Annotated in this window: 17 protein-coding genes; 12 read left to right on the plus strand and 5 right to left on the minus strand. The window is 69.9% G+C overall.

Annotation, left to right across the window (positions count from 1 at the left end):
• The coding region (locus KGQ19_RS20420) for an MFS transporter (protein ID WP_212010835.1) at positions 1-546 on the minus strand (546 nt) is incomplete at its 3' end.
• 215 nt (positions 547-761) lie between these two features.
• Here KGQ19_RS20420 and KGQ19_RS20425 point away from each other — a divergent pair.
• The 4 genes from KGQ19_RS20425 (at position 762) to KGQ19_RS20440 (ending at position 5,202) form a co-directional block, all read left to right on the plus strand.
• On the plus strand, positions 762-1,547 hold the full coding sequence (locus KGQ19_RS20425) for a hypothetical protein (RefSeq protein WP_307856462.1): 786 nt from the start codon (positions 762-764) through the stop codon (positions 1,545-1,547).
• Positions 1,548-1,591: 44 nt separating this feature from the next.
• Positions 1,592-2,035, plus strand: a complete 444-nt coding sequence (locus KGQ19_RS20430; protein WP_212010798.1) for a glycosyltransferase family 2 protein — start codon at positions 1,592-1,594, stop codon at positions 2,033-2,035.
• A gap of 201 nt (positions 2,036-2,236) precedes the next feature.
• A complete protein-coding gene (locus tag KGQ19_RS20435; protein ID WP_212010799.1) occupies positions 2,237-4,618 on the plus strand; it encodes an acyltransferase family protein in 2,382 nt (793 codons plus the stop codon).
• The gene (locus KGQ19_RS20440; protein ID WP_212010800.1) at positions 4,615-5,202 is read left to right on the plus strand and encodes a GNAT family N-acetyltransferase; all 588 of its coding nucleotides are present in this window, start codon (positions 4,615-4,617) and stop codon (positions 5,200-5,202) included. Before KGQ19_RS20435 ends, KGQ19_RS20440 begins: the two co-directional genes overlap by 4 nt.
• Positions 5,203-5,221: 19 nt before the next feature.
• Here the strand turns inward: KGQ19_RS20440 and KGQ19_RS20445 are convergent, their stop codons facing one another.
• Positions 5,222-5,836, minus strand: coding sequence for a TetR/AcrR family transcriptional regulator (locus KGQ19_RS20445; RefSeq protein ID WP_212010801.1), 615 nt, complete (start codon positions 5,834-5,836; stop codon positions 5,222-5,224).
• Positions 5,837-5,923: 87 nt separating this feature from the next.
• Here KGQ19_RS20445 and KGQ19_RS20450 point away from each other — a divergent pair, with 87 nt between their 5' ends.
• Positions 5,924-7,000, plus strand: coding sequence for a glycoside hydrolase family 113 protein (locus KGQ19_RS20450; RefSeq protein ID WP_212010802.1), 1,077 nt, complete (start codon positions 5,924-5,926; stop codon positions 6,998-7,000).
• A 55-nt stretch (positions 7,001-7,055) separates the two neighbouring features.
• On the opposite strand, the gene KGQ19_RS20455 is transcribed toward KGQ19_RS20450, so the two are convergent.
• Positions 7,056-7,775, minus strand: coding sequence for a response regulator (locus KGQ19_RS20455; RefSeq protein WP_212010803.1), 720 nt, complete (start codon positions 7,773-7,775; stop codon positions 7,056-7,058).
• Positions 7,759-8,952, minus strand: a complete 1,194-nt coding sequence (locus KGQ19_RS20460; RefSeq protein ID WP_212010804.1) for a GAF domain-containing sensor histidine kinase — start codon at positions 8,950-8,952, stop codon at positions 7,759-7,761. Before KGQ19_RS20460 ends, KGQ19_RS20455 begins: the two co-directional genes overlap by 17 nt.
• A gap of 169 nt (positions 8,953-9,121) precedes the next feature.
• Between KGQ19_RS20460 and KGQ19_RS20465 the strand changes: the two genes are divergently transcribed.
• The 6 genes from KGQ19_RS20465 (at position 9,122) to KGQ19_RS20490 (ending at position 13,929) form a co-directional block, all read left to right on the plus strand.
• Positions 9,122-9,901 carry an SDR family NAD(P)-dependent oxidoreductase gene (locus KGQ19_RS20465; protein WP_212010805.1) on the plus strand — a complete coding sequence of 260 codons (780 nt, stop codon included), beginning with the start codon at positions 9,122-9,124 and terminating at the stop codon, positions 9,899-9,901.
• 1 nt (position 9,902) lies between these two features.
• Positions 9,903-11,084 (plus strand): S-adenosylmethionine:tRNA ribosyltransferase-isomerase, encoded by a 1,182-nt coding sequence (locus KGQ19_RS20470; protein WP_212010806.1) that lies wholly within the window; start codon positions 9,903-9,905, stop codon positions 11,082-11,084.
• Positions 11,085-11,352: 268 nt separating this feature from the next.
• Positions 11,353-11,499: a hypothetical protein gene (locus KGQ19_RS53460; RefSeq protein WP_212010807.1), complete on the plus strand. Its 147-nt coding sequence runs from the start codon at positions 11,353-11,355 to the stop codon at positions 11,497-11,499.
• A gap of 8 nt (positions 11,500-11,507) precedes the next feature.
• Positions 11,508-12,014 (plus strand): DUF6879 family protein, encoded by a 507-nt coding sequence (locus tag KGQ19_RS20480; protein WP_329956338.1) that lies wholly within the window; start codon positions 11,508-11,510, stop codon positions 12,012-12,014.
• Positions 12,015-12,033: 19 nt separating this feature from the next.
• The gene (locus tag KGQ19_RS20485; protein WP_212010809.1) at positions 12,034-12,882 is read left to right on the plus strand and encodes a helix-turn-helix domain-containing protein; all 849 of its coding nucleotides are present in this window, start codon (positions 12,034-12,036) and stop codon (positions 12,880-12,882) included.
• 363 nt (positions 12,883-13,245) lie between these two features.
• The gene (locus KGQ19_RS20490; protein WP_212010810.1) at positions 13,246-13,929 is read left to right on the plus strand and encodes an ATP-binding protein; all 684 of its coding nucleotides are present in this window, start codon (positions 13,246-13,248) and stop codon (positions 13,927-13,929) included.
• A gap of 157 nt (positions 13,930-14,086) precedes the next feature.
• Here the strand turns inward: KGQ19_RS20490 and KGQ19_RS20495 are convergent, their stop codons facing one another.
• Positions 14,087-14,728: a TetR/AcrR family transcriptional regulator gene (locus KGQ19_RS20495; RefSeq protein WP_212010811.1), complete on the minus strand. Its 642-nt coding sequence runs from the start codon at positions 14,726-14,728 to the stop codon at positions 14,087-14,089.
• Positions 14,729-14,805: 77 nt separating this feature from the next.
• Here KGQ19_RS20495 and KGQ19_RS20500 point away from each other — a divergent pair, with 77 nt between their 5' ends.
• Positions 14,806-15,231, plus strand: coding sequence for a DUF1801 domain-containing protein (locus tag KGQ19_RS20500; protein WP_212010812.1), 426 nt, complete (start codon positions 14,806-14,808; stop codon positions 15,229-15,231).
• Positions 15,232-15,235: the final 4 nt, after the last annotated feature.

A 15,235-nucleotide genomic window follows, 5' to 3' on the forward strand; every position in this document is an offset into this window, starting at 1 on the left:
ATGCGAGGAGACCTTAAGTATCGTCGGCAGGGAGAGGAGAGTCAGAGACAGGCCCCACACCGCGGCGACCATCCCGCCGAGCGCCGGCCCCGCCACCCCGGCGCTGGACACGGCCACGCTGAGCAGCGCGTTGGCGTCGCCGCGCCGGTGGTCCGGGATGAGCCGCGGGATCAGCGCCTGGAGCGACGGGCTGAAGATGCCCTCGCCGATCCCGGACAGTGCGGCGGTGACGGTCATCGCGACGAGCGTGGCGTGCCCGGTGAGCAGCAGCACGCCGAACGCGACCTGCGCCCCGCACCGCAGCAGATCGGAGGCGATCATCACCAGCCGCCCGCCGAGCCGGTCCGCGAACACCCCGCCGAGCAGCAGGAGCAGGATCACCGGCACGATGCGCGCGGCCATCACCCACCCCAGGCCGCCGGCCCCGACCCCGGTGTGCAGGACGGCGAACGCGGTGGCGACCGGGGCCATGGCGCTGCCGAGCTTGGAAGTGAGATAGCCGGTGAAGAACCAACGGAAGTCTTTGTCGGCCAGAGCACTGAACATTCGAGACACGTGGGGGAGCGTGACCCGCGGACAACCGGGCGCTCAAGAGTTTTCTGCGTCAAAGTTGAGTCTCTTTGCCTGAACTTTATCGGTGGCACTTTTTACCGCAGTAAATACCATCTGTTGCCCGGCGTATTACACTTCCCTGGGAAGCGATGAGGGGAAGGCAGAGCGTAGTGTTTACTGCGGTAATTTCGGAGGAGTTCGCGCCGCCCGTGGAGTACGCGGTCGCGGTAGAACGCTTCCTCGGCTCCGCGGGCCTGAGCGCGGCCTCACAGCGGATCTACCGAATCGCCCTCACCACCTGGGCCTGGCTGCTGGTCGACCGCGAATCCCCGGTCGGAGCCGCCCGCCGAGGCGCCCCGGCGCCGGTGGTGCCGCTGAGCCTGCTCGACAACGCGACGGCCCCCGCCCGGCTGGCAGCCGGTTTCGCCGCCCGGGAAGCAGCGGTCGGCGCCCGCACGGCGAACCGCGAACTGGCGATCCTTCGCAGCGCCCTGGCCTGGTGGCGCGCCCGGGAGTGGGTGGTCACCGACCCGACCGCCGGAATCCGCCGCCGCGCCGCGACGGCGTCCGGCGTCGAACCGCTCAGCGACGACCAGGCGCGCGCCGTACTCCGCCTCCGCGCCCCGCTACGCGAGCAAGCCCTGTGGCACGCCGTCTATGACAGCGGCGGCGGCATCGAGCGCATTCTCACCCTGGACGTCCCCGACCTGGACCCGAGCGGCCGCCGCACCCACCCGCGCGTCCCCGGCGACCCCCTGCACTGGCGCCCGACGACCGGGAACCTGCTGGCCCTGCTCGCCGCGGGCCGCCCCTCAGGCCCGCTGTTCCTCACCGGCCGGCGCGCGCCGGCCGGCACCCCGGCCCGCGACCGGTGCATGGTGACCGGCCGCGGACGACTGTCATACCGGCGCGCGGCGGAGCTGTTCACCGCGGCGACGCAGGGGCTTGACACCGCGGGGCGCGGATGGACCCTGCGGCAACTGCGACGCGGCTGAAAGCCACAGGTCGCCAGACCCCCGCGCGTGACAGTCTTCTGCCCGTGACGAGCGACGTGGCGTGGTGGCCGGAAGATCCAGAGATCGACGCCGGCCGGGTCGCGGCCCTGACCGTCTCCTACAACACCCGCGAGCTGACCGCCTTCCTGCTCTGGTCCCTGCGCACGATCGTGACCTGGCCGAACCTGGAGATCGTGGTCGTGGACAACGGCTCCCGCGACGGATCGGCCCGCATGCTGGCCCAGGCCGCTGACGACGGCGTCTGCACGCTGCTCGCCAACGACGACAACCGCCAGCACGGCCCGGGCCTCAACCAGGGAATCTCCCACCTGGCCAGCCGCCCCGGCCCGCGTCCGGAATGGATCTGGATCCTGGACTCCGACGTCGTGGCCACCCGCCCCGACGCGCTCTCGGCCGCCGTCGAAACCGCCAGGCAGAACACTACGCCGAGGTCCCCGGCGCGGATCAGCGCTACCGGGAGCTCCTGACCAGGTTCCGCGAGGAATCACCCATCGTATAAGCATCCTTATGGGGTGCACCCTCCGCTGGACGGGTGATTCGGCTCCGAAGCCTCTCCGAACCGCGTTAATGCCCGGCGACAATTGGTGCATAAGCGGGTGTGCCCCGGAGCCAGGGGTGCGGCGTTCCTCCGGGTCCGCCCGATCCGAAGACTGAGTTTGGCGGACACCATGGAGCCTGAGGAGGGGACGCGGCCGCTTCCGCGTCATCGTTTCGTCGAGTTGCCGGTGTTCGGGACGGCATCGGGGCGGACCGGGGGTGCGGTGCGGGCCGACCAGATCGCCGAGCTGCGGACGATCGCCGGGATCGCGCCGGACGACACGGCGCCGCGGCGCAGCGAGCCGGAACAGGGGCCGGAACAGGGACCCGGACCGGGATCGGATCTAGAGCTGGAATCGGAACCGGCGCCGCGCCACGACGCCGAGAGAGCGGCGCCGAAGTCCTCCCGCATCCCCGCCCTCGACGGACTCCGAGCCCTAGCCGTCGCCGCCGTCCTCCTCTACCACGCCGGCTTCTCCCACGCCCGAGGCGGCTTCCTCGGCGTCGACGTCTTCTTCGTGCTGTCCGGCTACCTCATCACCGGCCTGCTCGCCCGCGAATACCTCGCGACCGGCGCCGTCGCTCTGGGCCGGTTCTACCAGCGCCGCGCGCGCCGCCTGCTGCCCGGGTTGTTCGTCGTCCTGGCCGGCGTCTGCGCCTACGTGGTCCTGTGTCTGCCGAGCGAGGCCGCGGGCTTCCGCAGCGACGCCACCGCCTCGCTGTTCTACGTCACCAACTGGTGGTTCGTCGCCAAGGGCCAGTCCTATTTCGGCGGGACCGGCCGCCCGAGCCTGCTGCTGCACCTGTGGTCGCTGGCGGTCGAGGAGCAGTTCTACGTGGTCTGGCCGGCGTTCCTGCTGGTCGCGCTCGGACGGTCACCGCAAGGCGAGCGCATGGAGCGCCTTGAGCGGATCAGGGCTTTGTGGCGCGCCGTCGGCTGGGCCACCTTGCTGAGCGCCTGCTCGATCGGCCTGTGCGTCATGCTCTACTCGCCCTGGCGCGACCCCTCCCGCGTCTACTACGGCACCGACACCCGCGCGTTCGAGCTGTTGATCGGCGTGCTCGCCGCGCTCGTGCAGATCGCCCGCGAGAAGCCCCGGCAGGCGGCTGCCGCTGCCGCCGCTGCCGCCGAAGACCGGTCGACCGCGCTCTCTTGGCGCCGCATCGCCACCGAATCCGCATCCTTCCTCACCCTGGCCGGCATCGTGTGGGCCTTCGCGGCCGTGCCGGCGTCCTCGCCCGCGCTTTACCCGTTCGGCCTGGCCGCGGTGTCCGTCGCGTCGGCCGTCCTCATCAGGACCCTGGTCGCGGGCACCGCGGTGTCCAACCTGCTGTCCCGCCGGATGTTCGTCTGGCTCGGCGAACGCTCCTATGCGCTCTACCTGTGGCACTGGCCGATCTTCGACGTCACCCGTCCCGGAGCCGACGTCGCCTGGCCTGCGCAGACGGTCTTCCTGGTGCGTGTCGTCCTCTCCCTGCTGTTCGCCGACCTGACCTACCGCTTCATCGAGACGCCGGTCCGTCACGGTGCCCTCGGCCGGGCTGTCGCCCGCGCTCGGGAGGCGTTCGGCCGACGCGAACTCGGCGTGCCGCTGGCGACCGCCGGATCGGCGCTGGCCGTCCTCGCCGCGGCCGCCATGCTCGCCGACACGCTGGTCACGACCGCCGCCGCGCACCCCGCCGACGCGCGGGCCGTCGCGGTCGACAACCGCCCGGACGCCGCCCTCGACGGGCTGCGCGGCGCCGCGCCGCAGCCCGAACCGCATGCCGCGACCACCGGGGCGGTCGGCAACGCGATCCCGAACTACCCGACCGCGATGCCGCCGCGTCCGGCGCATCCGCCGCGGGTGGCGCTGATCGGCGACTCGCAGGGGATGACCCTCTACCTCAACCGGCCGCCGGACACCGCCGAATACCTGCGGCTCTTCGACGACACCACCGAGGGCTGCGACTTCCTCGGCGGGCGGATCAGCAGCGGGGCGGGGGACCGGCGCGATCTGGACGCCGAATGCGGTGGCACGGTGGCGAAGTGGGCCTCCCGGATCTCCCGCGACCGGGCCGCCGCCGCGCTGCTGATGGTCGGGGCCTGGGACCTGTTCGACGAGCAGGTGAACGGGACCGCGCTGCCGTTCGGCAGCGCCGGCTGGGACGCGTACTTCACGGGTCGGCTGGCGCAGACGGTCAGCACTTTGAAGGCCACCGGCCTGCCGCAGCTCGATCTCGCGCTGCTGCCGTGCTACCGGCCCGTCCACACCTCCGGTAGCGGCGGCGGCCTGTGGCCGGAGCGCGGCGACGACTCGCGCGTCGCGCACGTCAACGCGCTGCTGGCGGCCTACGCTCACGACCCGGCGCATCATGTCCGCGCCGTGTACCCGCCGGCGCAGTTCTGCCAGGACCCGGCCATCGCCGCCAGCCGCTCCTACCGCTGGGACGGTGTGCACTACTACAAGCCGGGGGCGCGGCTATATTTGCGAAACGCGATCCCCCAACTGCTGGAGGCGAAGACGTCGTGATCGTTCCGGCGAACGAGGCGAGCTGGTCGGACTTGCAGGCGATTCTCAAGTCCGCCAACTGCCACGGCTGCCGGTGCTATTGCCAGCGGTTCAAGAGCCCGGGAAGCGACTGGCGCACCGTTTCCGACGAGGAGCGGGCCTTCCGGTTGCAGGCGCAGACCTCGTGCGGGGATCCGAAGGCGCGGACGACCAGCGGTCTGGTCGCCTACCGGGACGGCGAACCGGTCGGGTGGGTCTCGGTCGAGCCTCGGACCGGGTTCGGTGCGTTGCGCCGGAGCCGGGTGCCGTGGCAGGGGCGGGATGAGGACAAGGACGACTCCGGGGTCTGGGCCGTGACCTGCTTCCACACCCGGCCGGGGCATCGGAAGCAGGGAGTCGCCGGGGAGTTGGCCAAGGCCACGGTGCCGTTCGCTCGGGAGCGGGGCGCCAAGGCGTTGGAGGCTTATCCGATGGTGGTCGAGCCGGGGGATTCGGTGCCTTGGGGTGAGACGCACGTCGGGACCAAGACGATGTTCGAGGACTGCGGGTTCGTCGAGGTCAGTCGGCCCACGCTGCGGCGGGTCGTCATGCGGATCGACTTCTGAGCTGTCAGGGCACCGATGGTCAGGTGCGTGGTGCCCGACCGCGCACCAGAGGCAGGAAGATCTCTTCCACGATCTCGACCAGCACGTCGTCCGGCACCTCCGGCAGACCGCGCAGCGCGTACTCGCCGCGCAGCACCGTGACCGGCACCGACGCCACTCGCGGATGGACGGCCTCCGGGGGCGCCTCGCCCCGGGCCACGGCGCGTTCCAGCAGCGTCACCCACGCCGTGTCCATGGCGTTGCCGCCGGTCTGCGTGCGCAGCAGGGTGAGCAGGTCGGGGTCGTCGGCGACCGCCGTGAGCAGGGCCCGTAACACAGCACCCTGCGGTGAGGACCACGTGGCGTTCGCTGCCCGCAGCAGCGCCAGCGCGTCGGTGCGCAGCGCGCCGGTGTCCGGGACCTGGAGTTCGGTGTCGGCGATGCGCCGGTACGCGGCGATGCCGAGGGCGGCGCGGGTCGGCCAGCGTCGGTAGATCGCGTTCTTGTTGGTCCCGGCGCGCTGCGCCACGCGGTCCATCGTCATGCCCGCGTACCCGGACTCGCTGAGCTCTCCGGCCGCGGCGCGCAGGATCGCGTCCTCCAACGCCGGGCCTCGGCGCCTGGTCGGGGTGTCGCGCTGCTGGTCGGGGGTCATCGCGGATCATCCTCTCGAAAATAGGGTACGCTCCGTACCCTAAGTTGCCTTAATCGGACCCTGTCGGTCCATGGATCGGAGACAGCGATGCGCGCCTTCGGCGTCACCTACGACACCGGCTTCACCAGCGCCGGCACCACCAACCACGAACCGTTCCTGCCAGACATTGTCCAGCGTGAGATGCGCGTCATCCGCGAGGTGCTGCACTGCGACGCGGTGCGGATCACCGGCGGCGTCGCGGACCGGCTGGAGATCGCGGCTCGGGCCGCGGCCGAGGCCGGGCTGGAGGTCTGGTACGCGCCGTTCACCAACGGCCTGACGCAGGACGAGCTGCTGACCTTCCTGCTCGACGCGGCCGAGCGCGCCGAGCGGCTGCGAGCGGCCGGGGCGCGCGTCGTGTTCCTCACCGGGTCGGAGATCTCGCTGTTCACCGACGGCTTCCTGCCGGGTGCCGATTTCCAGGAACGCGCGGCGGTTCTGGGCGATCCGGCGCGGTTCCGGGCTTTGCTGCCGCAGCTGAACGCGGACCTCAACGCGTTCCTGGCGCGGGTCCTGGCCGGAGTCAGGGCCCGATTCCGGGGCCGGGTCGGCTACTGCTCGGTCGCCTTCGAAATGGTGGACTGGACGCCCTTCGACCTCATCGCCTCCGATGCCGGCTACCGCAACGCCACCAACGAGGCCGCCTTCGCTGACACGTTGCGTGCTCAAGTCGCGCAGGGCAAGCCGTTCGCCGTCACCGAGTTCGGCTGCGGCGCCTTCCGCGGCGCCGCCGCCGTCGCGGGGCGCGAAGACGCGGTCGCCGAGTGGGGCGAGGACGGGCGGCCGGTCCGGATGGCTGAGGGGAAGATCCGGGATGAGCAGGAACAGGCCGCGTATCTGCGAGAAATGCTTGGCCTGTATGACGAAGGCGGGGTGGAGGCGGCCTTCGTCTATACCTTCGCGCGCTGGGACGAACAGACACTCGGCGACCGCGAGAACGAGCCGGAGCGGGACTTCGACATCGCCAGCTTCGGCATTGTCAGGGTGCTGCCGCCGGGGGTCGCCGAGGGGGACTACGCGGAGTTGGGCTGGGAGCCCAAGGCCGCGTTCGGGGCGGTGGCGGAGTTCGGGGCGGCGCGGGCGGCCCGGGCCGCGGAGGCCGCCGAGGCCGCCGGAGTCGGCTGAGGCCTCGGGCTGGGCGTGGGCCATGGGCCGAGGCCGTGGGCCGAGCGTGGCGGAATTATGTCTGCTGCGTACCCGAAGCAGCCCCGCGTCCCACCGGAGGCGACGGCACCTCGTCCTCCGGCGCTATCCCGTGCCGCACCGCCCACAGCGCGGCCTGCGTGCGGTCGGCGACGCCGAGCTTCATCAGGATGTTGGAGACGTGTGTCTTGACCGTTTTCTCGGCCAGGACCAGCGTTCGGGCGATCTCACGGTTGGAGCGTCCCCGCGCGATCAGTATCAGGACTTCGCGCTCGCGGGCGGTCAGGGCCGGGGCCGTTGAGCCGCTGTCCGCTGCGCTGCCGCTGCTTCCCGAGTCCAGGAGCGCCGCGGCCACTTCGGGTTCCAGCAGCACGTGGCCGGCGTGGACCGAGCGCACCGCCGCGGCCAGTGCCGACGGGTCCACGTCCTTGTAGACGTAGCCGCGGGCCCCGGCCCTGATCGCGGGGATGATCATGCGGCGGTCGGTGAAGCTGGTCACGACCAGGACCCGGGCCGTGGAGCCGGCGTCGCGCAGCAGCTCCATCGCGGCGACGCCGTCCACGCCGGGCATCACCAGGTCCAGGAGGATCACGTCGGGCTTCAGCTCGGCCGCGGTCTGGGCGCATTCGGCGCCGTCCGCCGCTTCCCCGACCACCTCGATGCCGTCCTGGAGTTCCAGGAAGGTGCGCAGGCCCTGGCGGACCATGCGGTGGTCGTCCGCGATCAATACCCTGATGACCTCAGCCCGCGCGGCCACGGTCCACCTCCAGCCGGATCTTCGTTCCCTGCCCGGGCGCCGAGGTGACGTCCAGGCGCCCGCGTACTGATTTGGCGCGGTCCCGCATCGACACCAGGCCCAGGCTGCGGCCGGCGCGGCGGACCGCGGTCGGGTCGAAGCCGATGCCGTCGTCGTCCACTTCCAGGAAGGCGCCGCCGCAGGCGTCGGTGCCGCCCGGGCAGCGCTCGGACAGGCGGACGTCGATGGTGCTCGCCTCGGCGTGGCGCAAGGCGTTGTGCAGTGCCTCCTGCGCCACCCGCAGCAGCACCTCTTCGGCGGCCGGTGACAGGCCCTTGACGTCGGCGCCCTCGAAGGCGACGCGGGGGCCGCCGGCGGTCAGGTTCACCCGGTCCAGGACCTCGACGTGCTTGCGCAGGGTCACCGCGAGGCCGTCCTCCTCCAGTTCGGCGGGCCGCAGTTCCACGACCACCGAGCGCAGTTCCTCGGCGGCTTCGCGGGCCAGGGCGGCGACTTGGTCGAGTTCGGCGCGGGCTCGGGCCCGGGCCTTGTCGGAGTCGTCGGCGTCGGCGGCGTCCAGGAGGTCGGCGGCGGCCTGGGAGGTCAGGCGCAGGGCGAACAGCTTCTGGGCCACGGCGTCGTGCAGTTCGCGGGCCAGGCGGTTGCGCTCGCGGGTGATGGCCAGTTCGCGCTCGCGCTCGTACAGGCGGGCGTGGCGCAGGGCGATCGCGGCGTGGCCGGCCAGGACGCCGAGCAGTTCCTCGTCGTCGGCGGTGAAGCCGCCGGGCTTGTTGGCCAGGAACAGCGCGCCCAGGATCTCCTCGCCGTCGCGGATCTGCTGGCCCAGGAAGGCGCTCATCACCGGATGCGCCTTGGGCCACCAGCCGAAGCGCGGGTCCTGGCGGATGTCCGCCAGCCGCTGCGGGGCCGGGTCGTGGAGCATCACGGCGAGCATGCCGTGCTGGCGGGGGAGCGGGCCGATCGCCGCCCACTGCTCGTCGGTGACGCCGTCCACCAGGAACTGCGCGAAGCTGCCGGCGCCGTCCGGGATGCCCAGGGCGGCGTATTCGGCGCCGATCAGCTCCCGGGCGGTGGCCACGATGGTCTGGAGTACCTCGTCGGTGGCCAGGTGCCGGCTGACCGCCAGGACGGCCGCGGACAGCCGGCGCATCGTGTCCAGCGCGTTCTGGGGACTCATCCGGACCTCATCTCGACCTCATATCGACACCGTAGCGCCGATGATCGCCCGGCCCCATCGGGCGCGGGACCGGTCGGGCCTAGGCCGCTGGACCTAGGACCAAGGGCCGTGGCGGATTCCGGTCCCCGGCCCGATCCCGGCGGCCGGGGCGCGGAGCAGGGTGAAGGGCATGAACACGACTACGAAGCAGACCGAGACGGCCGGCCCGGCCGGCGCCTGGAACGGCAGCAACCCGGTGGCCGTCATCACCGGCGCCTCACAGGGCCTGGGCCTGGCGCTGGCCCGCGGCCTGGCCGAACGCGGCTGGTCGCTGGTGATCGACGCCCGGACGCCGGAGCGCCTGGCCGCCGCCGACTACGAGCTGTCCAAGCTGACCACGGTCGTCGCGCTGGCCGGGGACGTCACCGACGAGGCGCACCGCGCCGACCTCACCGAGGCCGCGTCCAACCTCGGCGGGGCCAGCCTGCTGGTGAACAACGCCTCCAGCCTCGGCGCCTCCCCGATGCCCACGCTCGCCGGCTTCCCGCTGGACGCGCTGGTGGAGACGTTCGCGGTGAACGTGGTGGCGCCGCTGGCCCTGGCCCAACTGCTGCTGCCGCAGCTGCGCGAGCACGGCGGGGAGCTGGTCAACATCTCCTCCGACGCCGCCGTGGAACCCTACGAGGGCTGGGGCGGTTACGGCGCCTCCAAGGCCGCGCTGGACCACGCCTCGGCGATCCTGGCGCTGGAGGAGACCACGATCCGGGTCTGGGCCGTGGACCCGGGCGACTTGCAGACGCAGATGCACCAGGACGCCTTCCCCGGCGAGGACATCAGCGGGCTGCCGTTGCCGCAGACCGTGGTGCCGGCCTTCCTGCGGCTGCTCGACGAGCGCCGCCCGTCCGGCCGCTACCAGGCGCTCGACCTGGTCGGATCCCGGCGCACGGCGGCCGATGCGGAGGTGGCCTGACATGACGATCCTGCTGCATGAGCCCACTGTCGTGTGCGCGGCCTCGTGCGAGTCGACGTCGGAGTCGACGTCGACACCGTCGGCCGGACCGGCCTTCGGGCCGCTGGATCCCGGGTTCAGCATCTGCCCGGACCTGCTGGCCCACAAGCCCGCCGAGGCCCGCGGCCTGGAGCGGGACGGCGTGCGGCTGCTGGTCGCGCGCGGTCGCGGGGCCGACGATCCCGAGGTCGGGCACTACGTGTTCACCGATCTGCCGGACGTGCTGGAGCCCGGGGACCTGCTGGTCGTGAACAACTCCGGGACGCTGCCGGCGGCGCTGGACGCCGTGGACCTGGACACCGGCGCGCCGCTGGTGCTGCACGTCTCGACCGGGACGCCGCAGGACCCGGACGCGTGGATCATCGAGCTGCGGCGGCCGATGGGCGACGGGTCGACCAAGCCGTTCGCCCTGGAACCGGATTCGCCGGACCCGGACAGCCCGGCGGCCCCCGGCCTGCGGCTGCGGGTCACCGGCGGCGCGACGGTCACGCTGCTGCGGCCCTACACCCGGCGGCTGTGGGTGGCCCGCCTGGACCTCGGCGCCTCGGTGGCCGACTACCTGACCCGGCACGGCCGCGCGATCCGCTACGACTACGTCGACCGGGACTGGCCGCTCGCCGCGTACCAGACAGTCTTCGCGGCCGTCCCGGGCAGCGCCGAGATGCCGAGCGCGGCCCGCCCGTTCTCGGCCGACGTGGTGGCGCGCCTGGTGGCCAAGGGCGTCTACATCGCGCCGATCACGCTGCACACCGGCGTGGCCTCACCCGAGGCGCACGAGAAGCCCTACGCCGAGTGGTACTCGGTCCCGGCGGCCACGGCCGAGCTGGTCAACCACGTCCGCTCCCGCGGCGGCCGGGTGATCGCGATCGGCACCACCGCGGTGCGGGCACTGGAGTCGGTGGCCGATGAGGAGGGGACGGTCCACCCCGGACAGGGATGGACCGAGCTGATCATCACTCCGGAGCGCGGCGTACGCGCCGTGGACGGCCTGCTGACCGGATTCCACGAGCCGCAGGCATCGCATCTGCTGATGCTGACGGCGATCGCCGGACCCCGGCTGATCCGCGCCAGCTACGACGCGGCGCTGGCGGCGCGGTATCTGTGGCACGAGTTCGGGGATGTGAATCTTCTTCTACGCAAGTAAGAGACAAGGATACCGCAAGCCGCTGACCAGGGGTAGCGTGCCTGTGAGGCTTCTGGTAGGCACGTGCGAAGCGTGCGGGGGTGATCGCGGTTCCGGAACCGCGACCACCCTCCTTGACCGAGGCGGCTTCCTGCCGCACCATGACCGAGAACGGTTCGCCAAATTTCTAGCAATTGAGGGCACCATGCATGCTCGGTTCCTCGGCAAAGACCCCAACTCTCAAGAAGGCCAGTCGCCTACCCTGTTCGCGACCGACCGCACTGACCGCGTGACTTACATCGCTCAGGGGTGGAAGGTGACCGACCCCCAGGCGCTGGCCGACATCGGTGATGTTCCCGACCACGAAACCCTGATCGAGATCCCGGAGGACGTGCTCAAGATGTACGCCCGCCGCTACATGGAGGAAGGCAACTGAGCCGGATCATCAAGCCCGGCCCAGAGTTCGGCCAGCTCTTCCGCACCTTCGAACACACTGCCTTTCGGCTGGAAACGCGCGACCACTACAAGTCCGCGAACGAGTCGGAGGCATTGCGTCAGTTCACCCAGGGCGAGCCGGTTGAGATGGGCTGGTTCCAGAACTGGCTGACCATGATTCAGCAGGCAACGGCCGAGGGCCGTCGCTTCATGCGCGTCCGGGTAGTGAGCTTGCCGCTCACCGACTACAGCCGCTTCGGCGTGTTCTGTTCCAAGTACACCAACGACGCCGGTGAGGACATCCGCTACCTGAGTCGGGATGACGCGGCCGGCCTGCCGGACTACGACTACTGGTTGTTCGACTCGAACAAGCTGGTGCGCATGCACTTCGATGACGAGGAGAACTTCCTTGGCGGTGAACTCATCGAAGACCCCGCCGTGATCGTAAGACACAACTACTGGCGAGATGCCGCCTGGCACCGCGCCGTACGACGGGATGACTTTGCCACCGAATAGACCGACCGGTGTCACCAACGTGCATGAAGCACGTGACGCACTGGGCAAGCGACTCCGCGAGCTACGCCAACAGGCCAGCATGAGTGGTCGGCAGCTCGCGGAGTCTTTGTCATGGCCATCGTCTAAGGTCTCCAAGCTGGAGAACGGCCGACAGACACCGACCGATAACGACATCCGCAGTTGGACTAGAGCTACCACCAGCGACGGAGAGACTGAGGCGCTGCTTGCCTCACTGCACACCCTCGAAATCCAGCATGCCGAGTGGCAACGGCAGCTCAAGACAGGACTGAAGCCGCACCAACAAGCGATCGCAGAACTTGATGCACGGACACGACTCTTCCGGGCGTTCGAGTCCACCTTTATCCCTGGGCTTCTTCAGACCGCTGAGTACGCGCGGTTCCGCTTCGCCCAGAGCATCACGGTCTTCAAGGTGCGCAACGACATCAACGAGGCGGTAGCCGCTCGGGTCCAGCGGCAAGAGATCCTGTATCGGCCCGACAAGCGGTTTCACCTGGTTCTAACGGAGGCGGCGCTCAGGTACCGGCTGTGTCCGCCCGAGGTGATGATCGGGCAATTGGATCGACTCACCTCCCTGACGTCCCTGCCAAACATGAAGCTCGGGATCATCGGGTTTGAGAGCACGTACGTAGTCGCACCGGCTCACGGCTTCTGGATTCTCGACAACGACCGCGTGATGGTCGAGACGTTCTCGGCGGAACTGAACCTTGCTCAGCCGCAAGAGATTTCCCTGTATAGCGGCATCTTTGAGTCGCTGGCCGGAGCCGCCAGCTACGGGCGAGCAGCCCGAGCGATCATCAACCGAGTGATCGAGGATCTTGTCCCCGAAGACGCAGAGGGTAGCGAGTGATTTCCCCTGCCCTCACTCCTTCGTGGTGCTTCTAGAAATACCGAGAAACTTTCTGGTCAACATCGTCGTCTCTCTTTACTCTCCAGAGACGGACGATGAAACGCGCGTCCGCTTGCCCTGCCTCCCATCGCAACCGGAGCGGCCGTGTTCGTTCAAGGAACGGGCGACCAGCCTTTCGTCCATGACCACACGCGACTAGAGGCCAACCCCCACGCCACATCGGGCGGCCTCTAGTGAGTGATCACGATGAGCTGATTTTCGTCCAGCTCAGAGCCATTGCGGCAACCACGGGCCGGTACGCCGTGGGCATCCTCTGGGGCGACATCAGCCGCGAAGAAGAGCTCAGGTTCGCGGATCAGCTCCTTGACTGCGCAGCAACGATCCGAGATCGAGCGCGCCACCCCCAAGGCATGGACGCGGACGGGACCAACCCTGATGACTACAACGATCAATCGTCCGTCGGCAAACACCATGAACAACGCGACCAAACAGCAGCCGGCCATGGGTAGTCCGCGGCCGCCTATGACGAGCTCGATCAACCTGGCAGCCGTGGCAACAGCAGTCGGGTGTGGTCGGTTGTTCGTCCGTTCCACCTTGAAGGCGTGGGCCCTCCCGCACCTGATCGACGATGCTGAACTCATCGCCTCCGAGCTGGTGACGAATGCCGTGAAGATGACCGGCATCATCGAACCGTCGCCTCGCTTCCCAGAGTTGACAGGTCTCGCCATGCTCCAGCTGCGGCTAGCCGTCCTGCGTGATGGCCTGATCGTTGAGGTATGGGATTCAGACACCACCGCGCCGGTGGTTAACGGTGCGGAAGACCTCGATGAAAGCGGTCGAGGACTGTTCATCGTGGAGGCCTTGAGCCGACGGTGGAACTTCTACCGTGCACAGAGCGGTGGCAAGTGGGTGTGGGCGGAGCTGGCGATCCTACCGAAACCCGGAACGCTACCGAAGCGGAAGCGGACAGAGGTACCGCCGCCAGCTCGACCGGTGCACGCCTCATTGAACGTGTCCAGGCTGGACTGCGGGCTCTGTGATGGTTGAACGCTATGTCCCTTACGTCACGATTATACAGTATATAACTGTGCGTAACTAGGAATTCACTGACGTGAACCTGCTGCTGCGGCACTGAGTCGACCGGGCTGGACAACTCCAGCCCGGTTCGGGCCGGGTCGGGTCGCGGAGGGGCGGCCCGGCCCGGTCAGGCGTCCTCGCCTTCCAGCAGCGCCGCCACCAAAGCCACGATCCGCGGGCGCAGCTCCGGCAGCCCGGCGATGTCGCCGGAGTTGATCTGCTCGGTCACCAGGCCGCTCACCGCGCCGGTGACCGACCGGGCCACGAACAGCGGGTCCAGGCCGCCGCGCCAGTGCCGGCCGATCGTGACGGCTTCGGCCAGGACCATCGCGAAGGTCTCGGCGCGCGCCAGGCGGCGGGAGACCGCCGGGTAGCCGGCCGCGTAGATCTCGATCATGAAGACCCGGGCGTTGGTCGGGTTTCCGGCCAGGGCGCCCAGGTAGGCCTCCAGGATCCGGTCCAGGCGGGACAGGGGTGGATCCGCCGGTGAGCCGAGGGATTGCTCGATCAGCCGGGCGAAGTTGTCCGCCGAGCGGTCGAAGGCGGCCAGGAAGCAGTCCTGTTTGTCCGCGAAGTGCTCGTAGAAGGTCTGCCGCGAGATGTGCGCGCGGGACAGCACCGCCCCGACGGTCGCGGCGGCGTATCCGCGCTCGGCGACGACCTCCAGCATCCCGGTCAGCAGCCGCCCGCGCTGCGCCGCGCTGACGTCCTCGCGGCTCAGGCCGTGGTTGCCGCGGGGTAACGGGGTGGGCAGGGTGTCGGGATCCACGTCTGGAATCTACGGCACCCGGGGGCCTCTGTGGGTTTCGGGGCGCGCGGTCCCGGCCGCGTGCCCACAATGGCGGCATGCCTTATGCCAAGGATCCCCGTGTCGATGCCTACATCGACGCCCTGCCCGGGTGGCAGCGGGACGTCTGCCACCAGGTGCGCGACCTCGTCCACGCGGCCGACCCGGAAGTCGAGGAGACCGTCAAGCGCACCGTGCAGCCCTATTTCGTGCTCAAGGGGAACGTCTGCGCGCTGCTGGGGACCAAGGACCACGTCAACGTCTTCCTCTACGACGGGGCGATCGTGCCGGACCCCGACGGCATCATCACCGGCGGCCATGACAACAAGACCGCGCGCTGCGTCGCCGTGTACGAGGGCGAAGACCTCCCGGCCGGGCCGCTGGCCGCCATGTTCGCGCAGATCGTCGCGAACAACCGGGCCGGCGGCTGGCGCAAACTCAAAGCCCAGGCCACCGGCGCCGGCGGGGAGGGGTCCCCGGCCTGAAACT

Origin of the sequence: Catenulispora pinistramenti, assembly GCF_018274385.1 — a bacterium.
GTDB classification, from domain to species: Bacteria; Actinomycetota; Actinomycetes; order Streptomycetales; family Catenulisporaceae; genus Catenulispora; species Catenulispora pinistramenti.